General features: G+C 73.7%; 14 protein-coding genes. 2 read left to right on the forward strand and 12 right to left on the reverse strand.

What is annotated here, in order from left to right:
- Positions 1–55 precede the first annotated feature (55 nt).
- The 8 genes from ACFY4B_RS07670 to ACFY4B_RS07705 all read right to left on the reverse strand — a co-directional run bounded on the left by ACFY4B_RS07670 (position 56) and on the right by ACFY4B_RS07705 (position 7555).
- A complete protein-coding gene (locus ACFY4B_RS07670; RefSeq protein WP_387966810.1) occupies positions 56–1210 on the reverse strand; it encodes an acyl-CoA dehydrogenase family protein in 1155 nt (384 codons plus the stop codon).
- Positions 1207–1902 (reverse strand): hypothetical protein, encoded by a 696-nt coding sequence (locus tag ACFY4B_RS07675; RefSeq protein ID WP_387823078.1) that lies wholly within the window; start codon positions 1900–1902, stop codon positions 1207–1209. The genes ACFY4B_RS07670 and ACFY4B_RS07675 overlap by 4 nt, the downstream gene beginning before the upstream one ends.
- Positions 1899–2795, reverse strand: coding sequence for a hypothetical protein (locus ACFY4B_RS07680; protein WP_387966812.1), 897 nt, complete (start codon positions 2793–2795; stop codon positions 1899–1901). The genes ACFY4B_RS07675 and ACFY4B_RS07680 overlap by 4 nt, the downstream gene beginning before the upstream one ends.
- A gap of 2 nt (positions 2796–2797) precedes the next feature.
- A complete protein-coding gene (locus ACFY4B_RS07685) occupies positions 2798–3067 on the reverse strand; it encodes an acyl carrier protein (RefSeq protein ID WP_049655074.1) in 270 nt (89 codons plus the stop codon).
- Between the two features lie 44 nt (positions 3068–3111).
- Positions 3112–4398 carry a type III PLP-dependent enzyme gene (locus ACFY4B_RS07690; RefSeq protein WP_387966813.1) on the reverse strand — a complete coding sequence of 429 codons (1287 nt, stop codon included), beginning with the start codon at positions 4396–4398 and terminating at the stop codon, positions 3112–3114.
- Complete coding sequence (locus tag ACFY4B_RS07695; RefSeq protein WP_387823087.1) at positions 4395–5786, reverse strand: hypothetical protein; 1392 nt, start codon at positions 5784–5786, stop codon at positions 4395–4397. The genes ACFY4B_RS07690 and ACFY4B_RS07695 overlap by 4 nt, the downstream gene beginning before the upstream one ends.
- A complete protein-coding gene (locus tag ACFY4B_RS07700) occupies positions 5786–6715 on the reverse strand; it encodes a 3-oxoacyl-[acyl-carrier-protein] synthase III C-terminal domain-containing protein (protein WP_049655080.1) in 930 nt (309 codons plus the stop codon). Before ACFY4B_RS07700 ends, ACFY4B_RS07695 begins: the two co-directional genes overlap by 1 nt.
- Positions 6716–6826: 111 nt before the next feature.
- A complete protein-coding gene (locus tag ACFY4B_RS07705) occupies positions 6827–7555 on the reverse strand; it encodes a DUF4097 family beta strand repeat-containing protein (RefSeq protein WP_049655082.1) in 729 nt (242 codons plus the stop codon).
- A 187-nt stretch (positions 7556–7742) separates the two neighbouring features.
- Between ACFY4B_RS07705 and ACFY4B_RS07710 the strand changes: the two genes are divergently transcribed.
- Positions 7743–8471 (forward strand): aspartate/glutamate racemase family protein, encoded by a 729-nt coding sequence (locus ACFY4B_RS07710; protein ID WP_053112228.1) that lies wholly within the window; start codon positions 7743–7745, stop codon positions 8469–8471.
- A gap of 72 nt (positions 8472–8543) precedes the next feature.
- Here ACFY4B_RS07710 and ACFY4B_RS07715 read toward each other — a convergent pair whose 3' ends face one another.
- Entirely contained in the window at positions 8544–9257 is a 714-nt protein-coding gene (locus tag ACFY4B_RS07715; protein ID WP_387966815.1) for a 2-hydroxychromene-2-carboxylate isomerase, read from the reverse strand.
- A 161-nt stretch (positions 9258–9418) separates the two neighbouring features.
- Between ACFY4B_RS07715 and ACFY4B_RS07720 the strand changes: the two genes are divergently transcribed.
- A complete protein-coding gene (locus ACFY4B_RS07720) occupies positions 9419–10672 on the forward strand; it encodes an RNA-guided endonuclease InsQ/TnpB family protein (protein ID WP_387966816.1) in 1254 nt (417 codons plus the stop codon).
- 13 nt (positions 10673–10685) lie between these two features.
- Here the strand turns inward: ACFY4B_RS07720 and fabG are convergent, their stop codons facing one another.
- From fabG to ACFY4B_RS07735, 3 genes are read right to left on the reverse strand one after another with little or no spacing between them, the layout of a single operon-like run.
- Positions 10686–11420 carry a 3-oxoacyl-[acyl-carrier-protein] reductase gene (fabG, locus tag ACFY4B_RS07725; RefSeq protein WP_049655090.1) on the reverse strand — a complete coding sequence of 245 codons (735 nt, stop codon included), beginning with the start codon at positions 11418–11420 and terminating at the stop codon, positions 10686–10688.
- Positions 11420–11917: a 3-hydroxyacyl-ACP dehydratase FabZ family protein gene (locus ACFY4B_RS07730; RefSeq protein ID WP_387966817.1), complete on the reverse strand. Its 498-nt coding sequence runs from the start codon at positions 11915–11917 to the stop codon at positions 11420–11422. Before ACFY4B_RS07730 ends, fabG begins: the two co-directional genes overlap by 1 nt.
- Positions 11914–12309, reverse strand: a complete 396-nt coding sequence (locus tag ACFY4B_RS07735) for a hypothetical protein (RefSeq protein WP_074002437.1) — start codon at positions 12307–12309, stop codon at positions 11914–11916. The genes ACFY4B_RS07730 and ACFY4B_RS07735 overlap by 4 nt, the downstream gene beginning before the upstream one ends.
- Positions 12310–12313 lie beyond the last annotated feature (4 nt).

Here is a 12313-nt window from a genome sequence, read left to right on the forward strand (position 1 = left end):
ACGGGCCCCGGGGCGCCGCCGGGGGCGCCTGCCGGGGCGGCCCCGGGAGGCGCTGCTAGGCGCGCCCGACCTTGCCGGTGAGCAGTCCCTGGAAGAGGTTCAGCCGGTGGATGTTGGCGGCGCCCTCGAGGAACTCCATCGCCCGGGCGTCGCGCGCGAGCTTGTCCAGCAGCGGGTGCGCCAGCCGGGCCCCGGGCCCGAAGAAGCCGCAGGCCGCCAGCGTCACGTCCTCGGCGAGCCGGGCGGCGCGCAGTTTGGCGGCCGAGGCGAGGTGGCCGTCGGCCGGCCGGGCGTCGACCGTCGCGGCGGCGTCCAGCACCAGGCGGTGGACGGCGTCGATCCGGCGGCCGATCGCGTCCAGCCGCTCCTGCTCGGCGGTGCGCAGCGGGCCGCGGTGCGCGGTCACGTAGTCGTGGGCGGCGCGGGCGATCCCGACCGCGATCGCCGCGACGCCCGGGCGCAGCTGGTTGAAGATCTGGACGAAGGACCAGACCCCGCGCCGGCTGGCCGGGAGGTGGCGGCCGAGGACGTGTTCCTCGGGGACGGCCACCGACTCCAGCCGGACGGCGCTGATCCGCGCGCCGCGCAGCCCCAGCATGTCCAGCGGCTCGGCGTCGAACCCTGGGGTGTCGGTGTCGACCAGGACGGCGGTGATGCCGAGCGGGCCGGGCCGGGTGCGGGCGAAGACCACCGCGAGCCGGGCCCGCGAGGCGTTGCCCACGTAGCGCTTCTCGCCGCTGAGCAGCGCCCCGCCCGGGGCGGGGGTCAGCGCGGTGGTCAGGGCCGCCGCGTCCGAGCCGCGGTCCGGTTCGGTCAGCGCGAAGCAGGTCCACAGGGGTTCGCGCAGCATCCGGCCGTAGAACCACTCCTTCTGCCGCTCGTCGGCGCACAGGCCGACCGCGACGCCGGCCAGGAACGGGCCCGGCGAGGCGACCATCGCGCCGACGTCGGCGCGGGCGAGCTCCTCCATGACGACGGCGCGTTCCAGCGCCGAGTCGCCGCAGTGGCGCTGCCCGTCGATCTTCTCCGGCTCGTTCCCGTACGCGGCCGGGATGCCCATCGTCGCCAGGTAGCGCACGGCCGGGAGGTCCAGGTGCTGCCGGATGGCCTCCGGGTCGCGGTCGATCTCCAGCGCGAGCGGGCGCAGCCCGGCGCCCCACTCGCGGGCCCTGGCGCGCAGCGCGGCCAGGTGCCCGTCCGGCCCGGTCATCGCGGTTCCTCCCCGGTCACGTGGACCTCCGCCAGCAGCTCCGACAGGTAGCAGGGCATCCCGGGGCCGTCCCGCAGGTAGCCGCTGGCGCCCAGCAGCCGGACCTGCTCCCGGTCGGCCGCGGTGATCCGGGCGTGGACGTCCGCCAGCACCGCGGCGGGCAGGTCGCCCGGCCCGGCGCCGGACAGCACCGCCCGGACCTCCAGGTGGTCGGCCACCGCCTCGGCGACGGTGCCCTTCACCAGCTGCTGCTGCAACAGGTACGAGTCGCCGCTGCGGCGCCGGCCCAGGTAGCCCAGGCAGGCCGAGCGCAGCGACTCCGACAGGCCGAGCCGCACCCAGGCCAGGCCCAGGACGAAGGCGGCGCCGGCCTCCCGCTCGGCCGCACCGCGCCGGGCCGGCGGCGCGGTCGTGACGGTGGCGGCGACCACCTCGCCGCCGGGCAGTGCGGTGCGCGACAGCACGGCCTCGTCGGCGGGGCGGCGCGGCCGGGTGGCGCCGGCGACCCAGAGCCCGCCGGCCTCGGCGAAGGTCCGGGCGTCGGCCACGGTGTGCCCGCCCGGCCCGCAGGGCAGCAGGCCGGGCGTCAGGGCGGAGGCGAGCAGCCGCAGCGCCGGGGCGAGGCCCCGCTGCCGGGCGGCGTCCTGGCAGCGGGGCCACAGGTCCGTGTCCCGGTGCGTCACGGTGGTCACCGCCCGCCCCGTTCGATCAGGCAGACGGCCAGGTCGCCGGTGTCGGGCTCGTGGTCGACGACGGCGATCCGCTCCTCCCTCCCGGCCGCCCAGGCGGGGTCGGCGGCGAGGGCGGTGAGGGTGCCGGAGGCCGGGTGGCCCGGCGGGGTGCGCACGATCCGGCCGGGGTGGCCGGGCAGGTCGCGCGCCGGGTCGAGGGCGGCGCCGAGGACCAACGGGCAGCCGGTGGCGTCCAGTTCGGCCAGGGCGGTGCGGACGGCGGCCGGCACGTCGTCCGGTCCGGTGCCGGTGCGCTGCCACAGGGTGAGCCGGCCGAGGGAGCCGGTGTCGGTCAGCAGCAGCGCGAGGCCGGCGTCCCCGGCGAGGTCCCGTCCGGTCTCGTACGGGAAGGTGGCCTGGTCGAGCACGAACACCGCGACGCTGCGCAGGTCGTGCCGCCGGGCGTAGGCGTCGGCCAGCCGCAGCGCGGCGAAGGGGGCGTTGGAGCCGCACTCGGAGACGGCGAAGGAGAGCGGCCCGCCGGGGACGCGCTCGGAGAGGCTGGTGACGGCGGCGAGCCGGCAGTCCAGGTCCGGGGTGGCGTGGGCGACCACGGCCAGCTCGATCGGCGGCGCCTGCGTGGCCGCTGCCGCTCGTCGGTCCTGCGGGTCGAGCGCGGCGAGCAGCTCCCCGGCCATGTCGGCGAAGGTGTTCCCGGCCGCCTCCCGGACCAGCTCCGGCCGGTGGTCGACGCCGTAGGCGGCCGTCAGGTCGGCGAAGTGGCGCAGCGAGAAGGCGTCGTCGATCCGTGCCCTGCCCGGCGGGAACCTCCGGTGGGTGATCGCGGCGAGCCCGAGCGGGAAGACGGCGGGCGCCTCCCAGGGGCCCTTCGTCGGTACGGTCCGGACCGGCATGCTCAGCCGCCCAGTTCCGTGGCCACGAAGTCGGCCAGCGAGCGGACGCTCGCGAAGTGGGCCATCTCCAGCGAGTCGGTGTCGAACTCGACGTCCAGCGACTCCTCCAGCCGCATCAGCAGCTCGAAGACGCCGGTGGAGTCGAGGCCGAGCTCGTCGAAGAGCCGGGACTCCTCGGTGAGTTCGGGCAGGTCGTAGTCGAGCACCTCGCCGAGGGCGGCGGAGATCTCGGTGACGATCCGCGCGCGGTCCGTGCCGGTGGCTCCGGTCATGGTCGGCACTCCTTCCGGGGGTTGGGGGTGGGGACGTGCGGCAACTAGCTGGAGCGGTCGAGGAGTTCGGGGGCGATCGGGCGCTGGTGGCGCAGCAGGTCCTCCGGGCGGTCGGGCTCGCGGACCAGGTGCGCCTCGCCGTCGAGCACCAGCACCTCGGCCGGGTAGCCGTGGCTGAGGAAGTGCACGGGGGAGGCGGTCGGCCCGTACGCGCCGGAGCGCAGCACGCCGAGCAGGTCGCCCGGCCGCACCGGCGGCAGCTCGGCCTTCTTGGCCAGGGTGTCGTTGGGCGTGCAGAGCGGGCCGGTGACGTTCCAGACCTCGGTGGCGGGCTCGTCGAGCCGGTTGAGCAGCAGCATCGGGAAGTTGCGCTTGACGAAGGAGCCGATGCCGACCGCCGCCATGTGGTGGTGGGTGCCGCCGTCGGCGACCGCGAAGCGCTCGCCCAGCGACTCCTTCACGTACCGGATCCGGGTGACGTAGGTGCCGGCCAGCGCGGTGAGGTAGCGGCCGAGCTCCATCACCAGCCGGGTGCCGGGGTGGCGTTCGGCGAACGCGGCGACCAGCGGGTTGATCCCGGCGGCGAGCTTCGGCAGGTCGAGGTCCCGTTCGCCGTCGAAGTAGGCGACGCCGAGGCCGCCGCCGACGTCCACCAGCTCCAGCTCGAAGTCCAGGGCGGCGCTGAGGCGTTCGGCCAGGTCGAAGATCCGCTCGGTGTTCTCGACGATGGTGTCCTCGACCAGGATGCGGGTGCCCATGTAGACCTGGACGCCCATCACCCGCACCGCCGGGTGGCGCGCCACCAGCCCCGGGTCGGCCAGGAGTTGGGCCTCGTCCATGCCGAACTGGCGGGGCTTTCCGCCCATGGTGAGGCCGGAGCCCTTGACCGAGAAGCTCGGGTTGACCCGCAGCGCGACCGGCGCCACCGTGCCGCGCTCGCGGGCGAGTTCGTCGATCAGCGCGAGTTCCTGGAGGGACTCGCAGACGATCGCCGCGATCTCCTCGTCCAGGCAGGCGAGCAGTTCCTCCCGGCTCTTGCCCGGCCCGAGGAAGAGGATGTCCCGGCCGGCCACCCCGGCCTGCCGGGCGGTGCGCAGCTCGGTGAGCGAGGAGACCTCGGCGCGGGCGCCGTGGGCGTGGAGGAGGGCGCAGATGGCGAGGTTGGGGTTGGACTTGAGGGAGAAGAACACCTGGAGCCTGGGGTCCAGGTGTTCGCGCAGGTCGCGCATCCGCCCGGTCAGGGCGTCCCCGTCGTAGAGGAAGAGCGGGGTGCCGTACCGCTGGGCGATCTCGGTGACGGGTGTGCCCTGGATCTCGAAGACGTCGCTCATGGCCGGTCCCCTCTCTCCCGCCGGTCGAGCCGGTCGGCGATCTCCGCGTCGATGGTGGTCAGTTCCTCCGCCGAGTCCGCGAGGACGATCCCGTACAGCCGGCCGTCGACCGGGGCGTCGCCGCCGGTGAACGCCGCGTTGACGGTGGCGAAGTTGTTCACCAGCAGGCCGGTGCCGCCGGCCGGGTCGAGCAGCAGGCCGTCGAGCAGCCGGCGCAGTTCGTCGAAGGCCAGCGGTTCGGTCAGCCGCAGCGGGTAGTGGCGGGCGACGGCGACCTGTTCCGGCTTGACGAACCGTTCCTGCAGACGGACCTGGTAGGTGGACATGTTGTTGCGGGCGTTGATCTCCACGACCGGGTAGATCCCGCCGTCCGGGTCCACCATGGCGTCCACCCCCACCACGCCGTGGAAGCCGTCCGAGGCCAGCCGCTTGCCGAGCAGGTCCGCGGCGGTGCGCAGCTCGTCGACCTGGTCGGCCCCGAGCCGGGCGGGCATGCGGTGGCCCTTGTGGACGCCGTCCTCGGTGAGCTGCTCCTTGACGAAGTCGAACGCCACCGAGCCGTCCAGGCCCACCGTGAACTGGTAGTTGAGGTCGGTGCTCTTGGCGACCCACTCCTCGACCACCATGGCGATCCGCGGCCGGCCGGAGGCCTCGACCTGCTTGGCGATCAGCCCGAGGATCCGCTCGCCGCGGCGCCGGCTGGTCAGCCGGGCGATGCCCTTGCCGGAGACGCCGAACGCCTCCTTCACCACGGCCCGGCCGTCGCCGAGCTCGGCGTCCACCGCCGCGAAGGCGTCGGCGAGTTCGGCGAGCGTCTCGCAGGCCCAGCCGCGGGGCTGGCGCAGGCCGAGCTCGTCGGCGATCCGGCGGCTGTAGACCTTGCTGTTGACGGCCTTGCAGGTGGCCGCGTCCGGCCCGGCCAGGCGCAGCCCGGTGGCCGCGGCGAGGCGCTCCTCCGGCTCGGACACGCCGTGGGCGGCGATCCGGCAGCCGTCGGCGGCCAGGCCCGCCAGTTCGGCGAGCAGGGCCGGGTCGGCCAGGGCGTCCTCGGTGACGGTGCGCTGCGGGTCCTGGGCGGCGGGGACGTGGACGTGCGGCAGGTCCAGGCCGAGCCCGGCCAGGTAGCCGAGGTAGTCGCCGTCCGGCCGGGTCTTGAGCACCACGTGGTCCCGGCCGCCGGCCAGCAGCAGCGCGAACTCGTCCATCCGGTTGACCACGGCGCTGGAGGTGGCGGCGGAGAGCCGGGGCAGGGTGTGCTCGCCGAGCGCCCACTGCTGCTCCACCTCGAAGTTGCCCAGGAAGAGCAGCCGGGCGTCGGGGGAGCCGGTCAGGGCGAGGGCCAGCCGGTCGGCGGCATCGGGGGTCCGGCCCCCGTCGCGGGCGCCCATCAGTGCCTCACGACCATCGCGGCGAAGGACTGGCCGAGCCCCGCGGAGGTCATCAGGTAGGTGTCCCCGGGCCGCAGCAGGCCGAGTTCGAGCGCCGACTGGTAGTTGATGAAGGGGTCGGCGCAGAAGCAGTGGCCGGTCCGGCCGATGTTCTCCAGGAAGATGCGGTCCCGGTCGATGCCGAGCGCGTTGGCGGCGACCGTCCAGGAGACCCGGTTGACGTTGTGCGGCAGCACCAGGTCGAGGTCGCCGACGGCCAGGCCGGCCGCGGCCAGGGCGCCGTCGATGACCTCGGCCATCGCGTCCTGGTAGATCCGCTTGGCCTCGCGGGCGCCCTCGGCGTCGAGGTCGATGACGCCGTCCTCGCGGCCGTGGATGCGGGCGTGGTAGCCGAGCACCCGGTTGCGGTCGCCGCCGGCGCCCACCAGGACGGCGGTGACGCCCTCGCCCATGATCGAGACGTCCTCGACCCACTGGGAGAACGGGGTGAGCGTCTTGTCCCCGGCCAGCACCAGCGCGAGCGCGTCCGGGTCGCCGTCCGCCGCCAGCAGGGTGCCGGCCGCGTCCACCGCGAGCAGTCCGGTCGCGCAGCCGTGGTCGGCCACCGAGAAGACCTTCGCCCGGCGCAGCCCCAGCGACTCGCAGACCGTCCGCAGCGGGCTGACCGGGTACGGTGCGGTGGTGCGCAGCCCCTTGGCGCGCACCACGTACCGGATCCGGTCCTCCTGCCCGGCGAGGGCGTCGAGCTTGCCCGCCGCGGTGGCCAGCAGCTCCGCCTCGGACTGGTCGGGCGCCTGGCAGATCCGGTCGAGGCCGTACAGCCTGGTGAACCGGCGCACCTGCTGGTCGGTCAGCCCCAGCGGCTCCCGCAGCTGTTCGACCGAGACCGTCGGTGGCAGGTAGCTCGATACCGCTTCTATCGACGTCATGCGACGGGGCCTCCTCGCGACAAGGATCGGAGCCCCACCAGATTCGCCGGGAACGCTGACAGGCTGCTGACGCCCGGCTGATCGCCGGACGGCAGCCCGTTGCGCGGGTTGTCAGGCCTGCTTGACCTGGATGCGCCCGTTGCTGGTGCTCAGGTCGAGCTGGTAGCGGCCGGACGGGTCGTCGGAGACCCCGATGTCCTTGTGGCCGTTGCCGGTCTTCGCGGACACCTTGTACGTGGCGCTCGGCACGACCAGGGTGATGGCGCCGTTGGACGTCGACGCGGAGACGTCCTGCGGCTTGGTCGAGACGAGGTCGATCGCCCCGTTGTGGGTCTCGGTCTGGATGCGGCTGCCGTTCAGCCCGCGCCCGGTGATGGCGCCGTTGGTGGTCTTCACCTCCGTGGTGCCGTTCACCCCGTCCAGGCTGACCGCCCCGGAGTGGGTGGACACCTGCACGTTGCCCACCTGGGTCAGGTTGACCGACCCGGAGTTGGTCTGGCCGCTGACCGGCAGGCCCGGGGGGACCTCGACGGTGTAGGTGACCGAGCAGTACTGGCCGCAGCCGCCCAGCACCAGGACGCCGTTCTCGACCCGGCTCGTCACCCCGGGCTTGTCGTTCTTGTAGCTGACCGACCGGTGCACGGAGACCTTGTCGAGGCCGTCCTTGCCGCGCAGGGTCACGCCGCCGGAGGTGGTGTCGAGCCGTACGGCGGTGATCTTGTCGCTCACCGTGGCGTCGTCGTCGAAGTTGTTGTCGGGAGCCAACCCGCACGCGCTGAGACCGCCCACGGCGGCCGCGAGGACGACGAAGGACGCGAGACGGCCGGACTGCTGGCGCATGTCATTCCCCAGATCTGAAGGACGTTCCTGGACAGGCCCCGTCGCGGGGCGGACCCCACGAAGCTATCCCGCTGGGAAAGCCGGGGACCATGGGGCTAACCCCCGTCTCCTGAGGGGGAGTTCCCCCAAACGGTGGATGTCAGGCGAATGTCAGTTCCGGGTCAGCGCAGCCGTCCAGAGTCGAGGCATGACAGCGCTGACGGCACGGGCTCCCGAGCGGACCCTGGGCGTACTGGGCGGCATGGGCCCGGCGGCGACCGCGGAGTTCCTGCGGCTGCTCGCGGCCGACGCGCCGGCCTCCCGGGACCAGCAGCACCCCCGGTTGCTGCTGCTGTCCGAGCCGGGCATCCCGGACCGCACCGCCGCGATCCTCGGCGGCGACGACGAGCCCGGGCGGCGGGTGCGGGAGTGCCTGCGCACGCTGGCCGGCTGGGGCGCGGACCTGCTGGCCGTCCCCTGCAACACGGCGCACGTCTTCCTGGACGGCTTCGCCGCCACCTCGCCCGTCCCGGTGGTCGACATCGTCGACGCCACCCTGGACGAGGCCGTCCGGCTGAGCCCGGACGGCGGCTGGCTCACGGCGACCACCGGGACCGTGCGCAGCGGCCTCTACCAGCGGCGGGCCGCGGCCCGGGGCTACCGGCTGCTGGTGCCCGACGGCGGGACGCAGGAGGCGGTCCACGGGGCCGCCGAACGGGTGAAGGCCGGACGGGCCGAGGAGGCCGGCGCCGCCTTCCGGGAGGCCGTCGGACGGCTCTGGCGGCGCCGGCGGCTGCCGGTGGTGGCGGCCTGCACCGAACTCCCGCTCGCCTACCGGAGCGCGGGCCTGCCGCCGGAGCTGATGGTCTCCAGCCTGGCCGCGCTCTCCCGGGCCTGCATCGCCGAGCTGTACCGGAGCGTCCCGGTGCGGTCCTGAGGCGCGCGTGTACGCGTACGGCACGGCCCCGGCGGAGGAACGCCGGGGCCGTGCCGTACGCGTGCGGGCCGGTCAGCCGCAGCCGCCCGCGTGGCCGTCGTCGACCGCCCGGGCGCCGAGCCCGACCGCCGGGGCGGCCGGCGGTGGCAGCGCCCCGTCGCCGCCGGCCCGGGCCCGCAGGTGGGCGACGAAGTCCGGCAGCCGGTCCAGCCCCCAGAAGCGGTTGAAGCCCTGGACGAAGAACGGGACGCCGAACACCCCGTCGTCGCAGATGTCCTTGAGCAGCAGGGCCCCCTGCCGGCGCAGCTCCGGGTCGTCGCTCGCACCCGCCAACTCCGCCGGATCGAGGCCCAGTTCGGCCCCGATCCCGGCGATGACCGTCCGGTCGCAGATGTCCCGGCCCTGCTCCCAGCGGGCCCGGTAGGCGGCCGCGACGAACTGCGGGCCGAGACCCCCGCGCAGGGCCCGCAGATAGGCCAGGTGGGGGACCTCCCAGACCGGGTCGCGGTCCACTGGCCAGCGGAACGCGATCCCCCGCGCGGCGGTGAGGCGCCGCACGTCCTGGAGGACGTACAGGTGCTTGGCGCGGGACATCGCGGTGTACGGGAACGAGCCGCCCAGCTCGGCCAGCAGCCGCTCGCTGGTGTCGTCCGGCTCGAAGAAGGGCCGCCACTCCACCGCCCCGGCGACGTCCGGGTGCCGCTCCAGCAGCTCGCGGTAGGCGAGCCAGGAGTACGGGCTGCGCAGCGAGAAGTAGAACCGCGGAGCCCTGCCGGACCCGCTCACCTCGGGTCTCCCACAAGGCCCCGGCTTTCGAGCCGGGGAGACAGGGGTCCATCCGCCCAGGGAGTGGGGGACACTCCTTGGTTTGGAGCCGCGATACGACGGAGCGAGCTGCGCGGGTTCGGGCGGAGGTCGTTGTCAGTGGTCCTCGATAGGTTGATCGTGTGCATCTTCGGTACTCCTATCGCATCTATCCGACGGTTGGTCAGCGCGAGGCTCTGGCCCGTACGTTCGGGTGTGCGCGGGTTGTGTACAACGACGCCTTGGCGGCACGGAAGGACGCCCGCAAGAGCGGCTTTCCGTACCCTAGGAGCTCCGACCTGCAGAAGCAGGTCATCACGGCGGCGAAGGGGACACCGGAGCGCGCTTGGCTTGCTTCGGTCGGGGTGGACCCGTTGATCCAATCGCTGAGGGACCTGGATGCGGCTTACCAGAACTTCTTCGACTCCGTCTCGGGCAAGCGTGCCGGCTGCCCTGTGGGGCTTCCCCGGTTCAAGTCCCGCAAGGACAATCGGCAGTCGCTGCGGTTCACCCGCAACGGGTTCCGCATCCGGGGGAACAGGAAGCTGAACCTGGCGAAGATCGGCGACGTGCGGGTGAAGTGGTCCCGGAACCTTCCGGCCGACCCGTCGTCGGTGACGATCGTGCTCGATCCGGCCGGCCGCTACCACGCCTCGTTCGTGGTGGACGTGGAGCCAGAACCCTTGCCCGAGGTTCAGGCCGAGGTCGGCATCGACCTCGGCCTGACCACCTACGCCGTCCTCTCCGACGGCGGCGTGATCGACAACCCGCGCTTCCTGCGCAAGGCGGAGAAGAGGCTCAAGGTCGCGCAACGGGAGTTGTCCCGTAAGGCCAAGGGCAGCAAGAACCGGGAGAGGGCCCGGGTGAAGGTCGCCAGGGCGCATGCCAAGGTGGCCGACACCCGCCGGGACTGGCTGCACAAGCAGACCACCAGGATCATCCGCGAGAACCAAGCGGTATACCTGGAGGACCTGAATGTGCGCGGCCTCGCACGGGGCCGTCTGGCCAAGTCCGCTCACGACGCCGGATGGGCCGCCTTCCGGCGCCTGCTCGAAGAGAAGGCGGCCCGGTACGGGCGTACCGTCGGCATCGTGCACCGCATGTTCCCGTCGTCCCAGCTCTGCTCGCGGTGCGGACACCGCGACGGTCCCAAGCCCCTGGTGGTACGGGAGTGGGCCTGTGGTGCGTGCGGTGTGCTGCATGGTCGTGACCTCAACGCTGCTCGGAACATCCTGGCCGCCGGGCAGGCGGACAGGCTAAACGCCCCTGGAGGGCCGGTCAGTCCCGGCGTGGCAATCCCACGCCGGGCACGGCCCGTCGAACGGGGAACCCACCTCGGCGACTTGCGACCCACGGGCAACCGTGCCGCAGGCGTGGGAGGAATCCCCATTCATTAGGGTGGGGAGGATGTCAAAGCACGAGCCCGCCGTCGACGCCGAAGACCTGCCCGGTGATGTACGAGGCGCGGTCGGAGAGCAGGAAGGAGACCAGGTCGGCGACCTCCTCCGGGCGGCCGAGGCGGCCCAGCGGGATGCGTCCGGTGAGGTCGGCGCCCTCGGCGAGGGCGGAGGTCATGTCGGTCTCGATGAAGCCGGGCGCCACGGAGTTGACCCGGATGCCGCGCGGCGCGACCTCCTTGGCCAGCGCCTTGGAGAACCCGATGATCCCGGCCTTGGACGCCGAGTAGTTGGTCTGGGTGGCGTTGCCGTACACGCCGGCCACCGAGGACATCGTCACCAGGGCGCCGGCGCGGCGCTTCATCATCGCGAACACCGCCGCCCGGCAGACGTGGTACGTGCCGTCCAGGTTGACCCGCATGACGTCCTGCCAGGCCTGCTCGGTGAGCAGCACCAGCGGGTTGTCCCGGACGATGCCGGCCGAGGAGACGACCGCGTGGAGCGGGCCCAGCTCCTGCTCGGCGGCCTTGACGAAGGCCTCGGCCTGGGCGCGGTCGGCCACGTCGACCCGCCGGGCCAGCACCCGGGCGCCGGCCGCCTCGGCCTCCTTCGCGGTCTCCGCCGCGGCCTCCTCCCGGGACTGGTAGCAGAACGCCACGTCGTAGCCGTCGGCGGCGAGCCGGGCCACCACGCTGCGTCCGATGCCCCGGGACCCTCCGGTCACCAGGGCGACCCGTCGTGCGGACATCAGGACCTCCCGTCGGTCGTGCTTCCAGGGGCCCGGAGGAGTTCCGCCGGGCGCAGCGCCAGCGTCAACTGGCCGACCTCCAGCACCGGGTGGCCGTCCACGGTGCTGCGGCCGGAGGTGATGAAGGAGTCGCCGAGGGCGCGGACCATGGTGACCTCGTGCACCACGACCGAGCCGGGGCGGACCGGGCCGAGCATCCGGACGTCCCGGGTCCTGGCCAGCAGCACGACCTGCCCGTCCAGCACGTTGGCGTTCGGCCGCTCCCAACAGGACAGCAGCACCGCGCACTGCGCCCAGGACTCCAGCAGCTGGCCGAGCGGGTAGTCGTACTCCTCGTTGGCGGCGTCCTCGGGCACGTCCCGGTAGGCGGGCTCGGCGAGGGTGACCGCCTTGTACGCGACGAGCCGGCGGCCCGGTTCGATCTCGGCGATCCGGTCGACCAGCAGCGCGGGGTGGCGGTGCGGGACGACCGAGGTGATGGCGGCGATGTCCTTCACAGGGCCTCCCGGGGGTAGAACAGGGTGATCTCGGCGGCGAGTCGGTCGTCGGCGTGGACCTGGGCGCAGACCCGGGCCCCGTCGTGGTCGCGCTGGATCCGGGCGTCGACGGCGATCTCGTCGCCGGGCCGCACCGGGCTCAGGAAGCGCGCCCGGGTGAGCTCGGCCCGGCCGGGGCCGGGGACGGCGGCCGCGGCCGCCAGCTCGTGGACGTACTGCACCAGGCCGAAGCCGGGGACCACCGGCAGGCCGGGGTAGTGCCCGCGCAGGAACGGTTCGGCCGCGGTCAGCACGACGGTGCCCCGGACGTGCCGCGCCACCGGTTCGCCGGCCGCGCCGGGGGGTTCCGGGCGGCCGTCCGGCTCCGCCACGGTCAACGCTGTGAGCATCATGGTC

The organism is Kitasatospora sp. NPDC001261 (genome assembly GCF_042896795.1).
Classification (GTDB): domain Bacteria; phylum Actinomycetota; class Actinomycetes; order Streptomycetales; family Streptomycetaceae; genus Kitasatospora.

What these genes read in the sequence shown, in the direction of transcription:
- ACFY4B_RS07670 (WP_387966810.1), bottom strand. Translation starts at nt 1,210, where the DNA reads ATGACCGGGCCGGACGGGCACCTGGCCGCGCTGCGCGCCAGGGCCCGC.
- ACFY4B_RS07680 (WP_387966812.1), bottom strand. Translation starts at nt 2,795, where the DNA reads ATGCCGGTCCGGACCGTACCGACGAAGGGCCCCTGGGAGGCGCCCGCC.
- ACFY4B_RS07685 (WP_049655074.1), bottom strand. Translation starts at nt 3,067, where the DNA reads ATGACCGGAGCCACCGGCACGGACCGCGCGCGGATCGTCACCGAGATC.
- ACFY4B_RS07690 (WP_387966813.1), bottom strand. Translation starts at nt 4,398, where the DNA reads ATGAGCGACGTCTTCGAGATCCAGGGCACACCCGTCACCGAGATCGCC.
- ACFY4B_RS07695 (WP_387823087.1), bottom strand. Translation starts at nt 5,786, where the DNA reads ATGGGCGCCCGCGACGGGGGCCGGACCCCCGATGCCGCCGACCGGCTG.
- ACFY4B_RS07700 (WP_049655080.1), bottom strand. Translation starts at nt 6,715, where the DNA reads ATGACGTCGATAGAAGCGGTATCGAGCTACCTGCCACCGACGGTCTCG.
- ACFY4B_RS07705 (WP_049655082.1), bottom strand. Translation starts at nt 7,555, where the DNA reads ATGCGCCAGCAGTCCGGCCGTCTCGCGTCCTTCGTCGTCCTCGCGGCC.
- ACFY4B_RS07710 (WP_053112228.1), top strand. Translation starts at nt 7,743, where the DNA reads ATGACAGCGCTGACGGCACGGGCTCCCGAGCGGACCCTGGGCGTACTG.
- fabG (WP_049655090.1), bottom strand. Translation starts at nt 11,420, where the DNA reads ATGTCCGCACGACGGGTCGCCCTGGTGACCGGAGGGTCCCGGGGCATC.
- ACFY4B_RS07735 (WP_074002437.1), bottom strand. Translation starts at nt 12,309, where the DNA reads ATGATGCTCACAGCGTTGACCGTGGCGGAGCCGGACGGCCGCCCGGAA.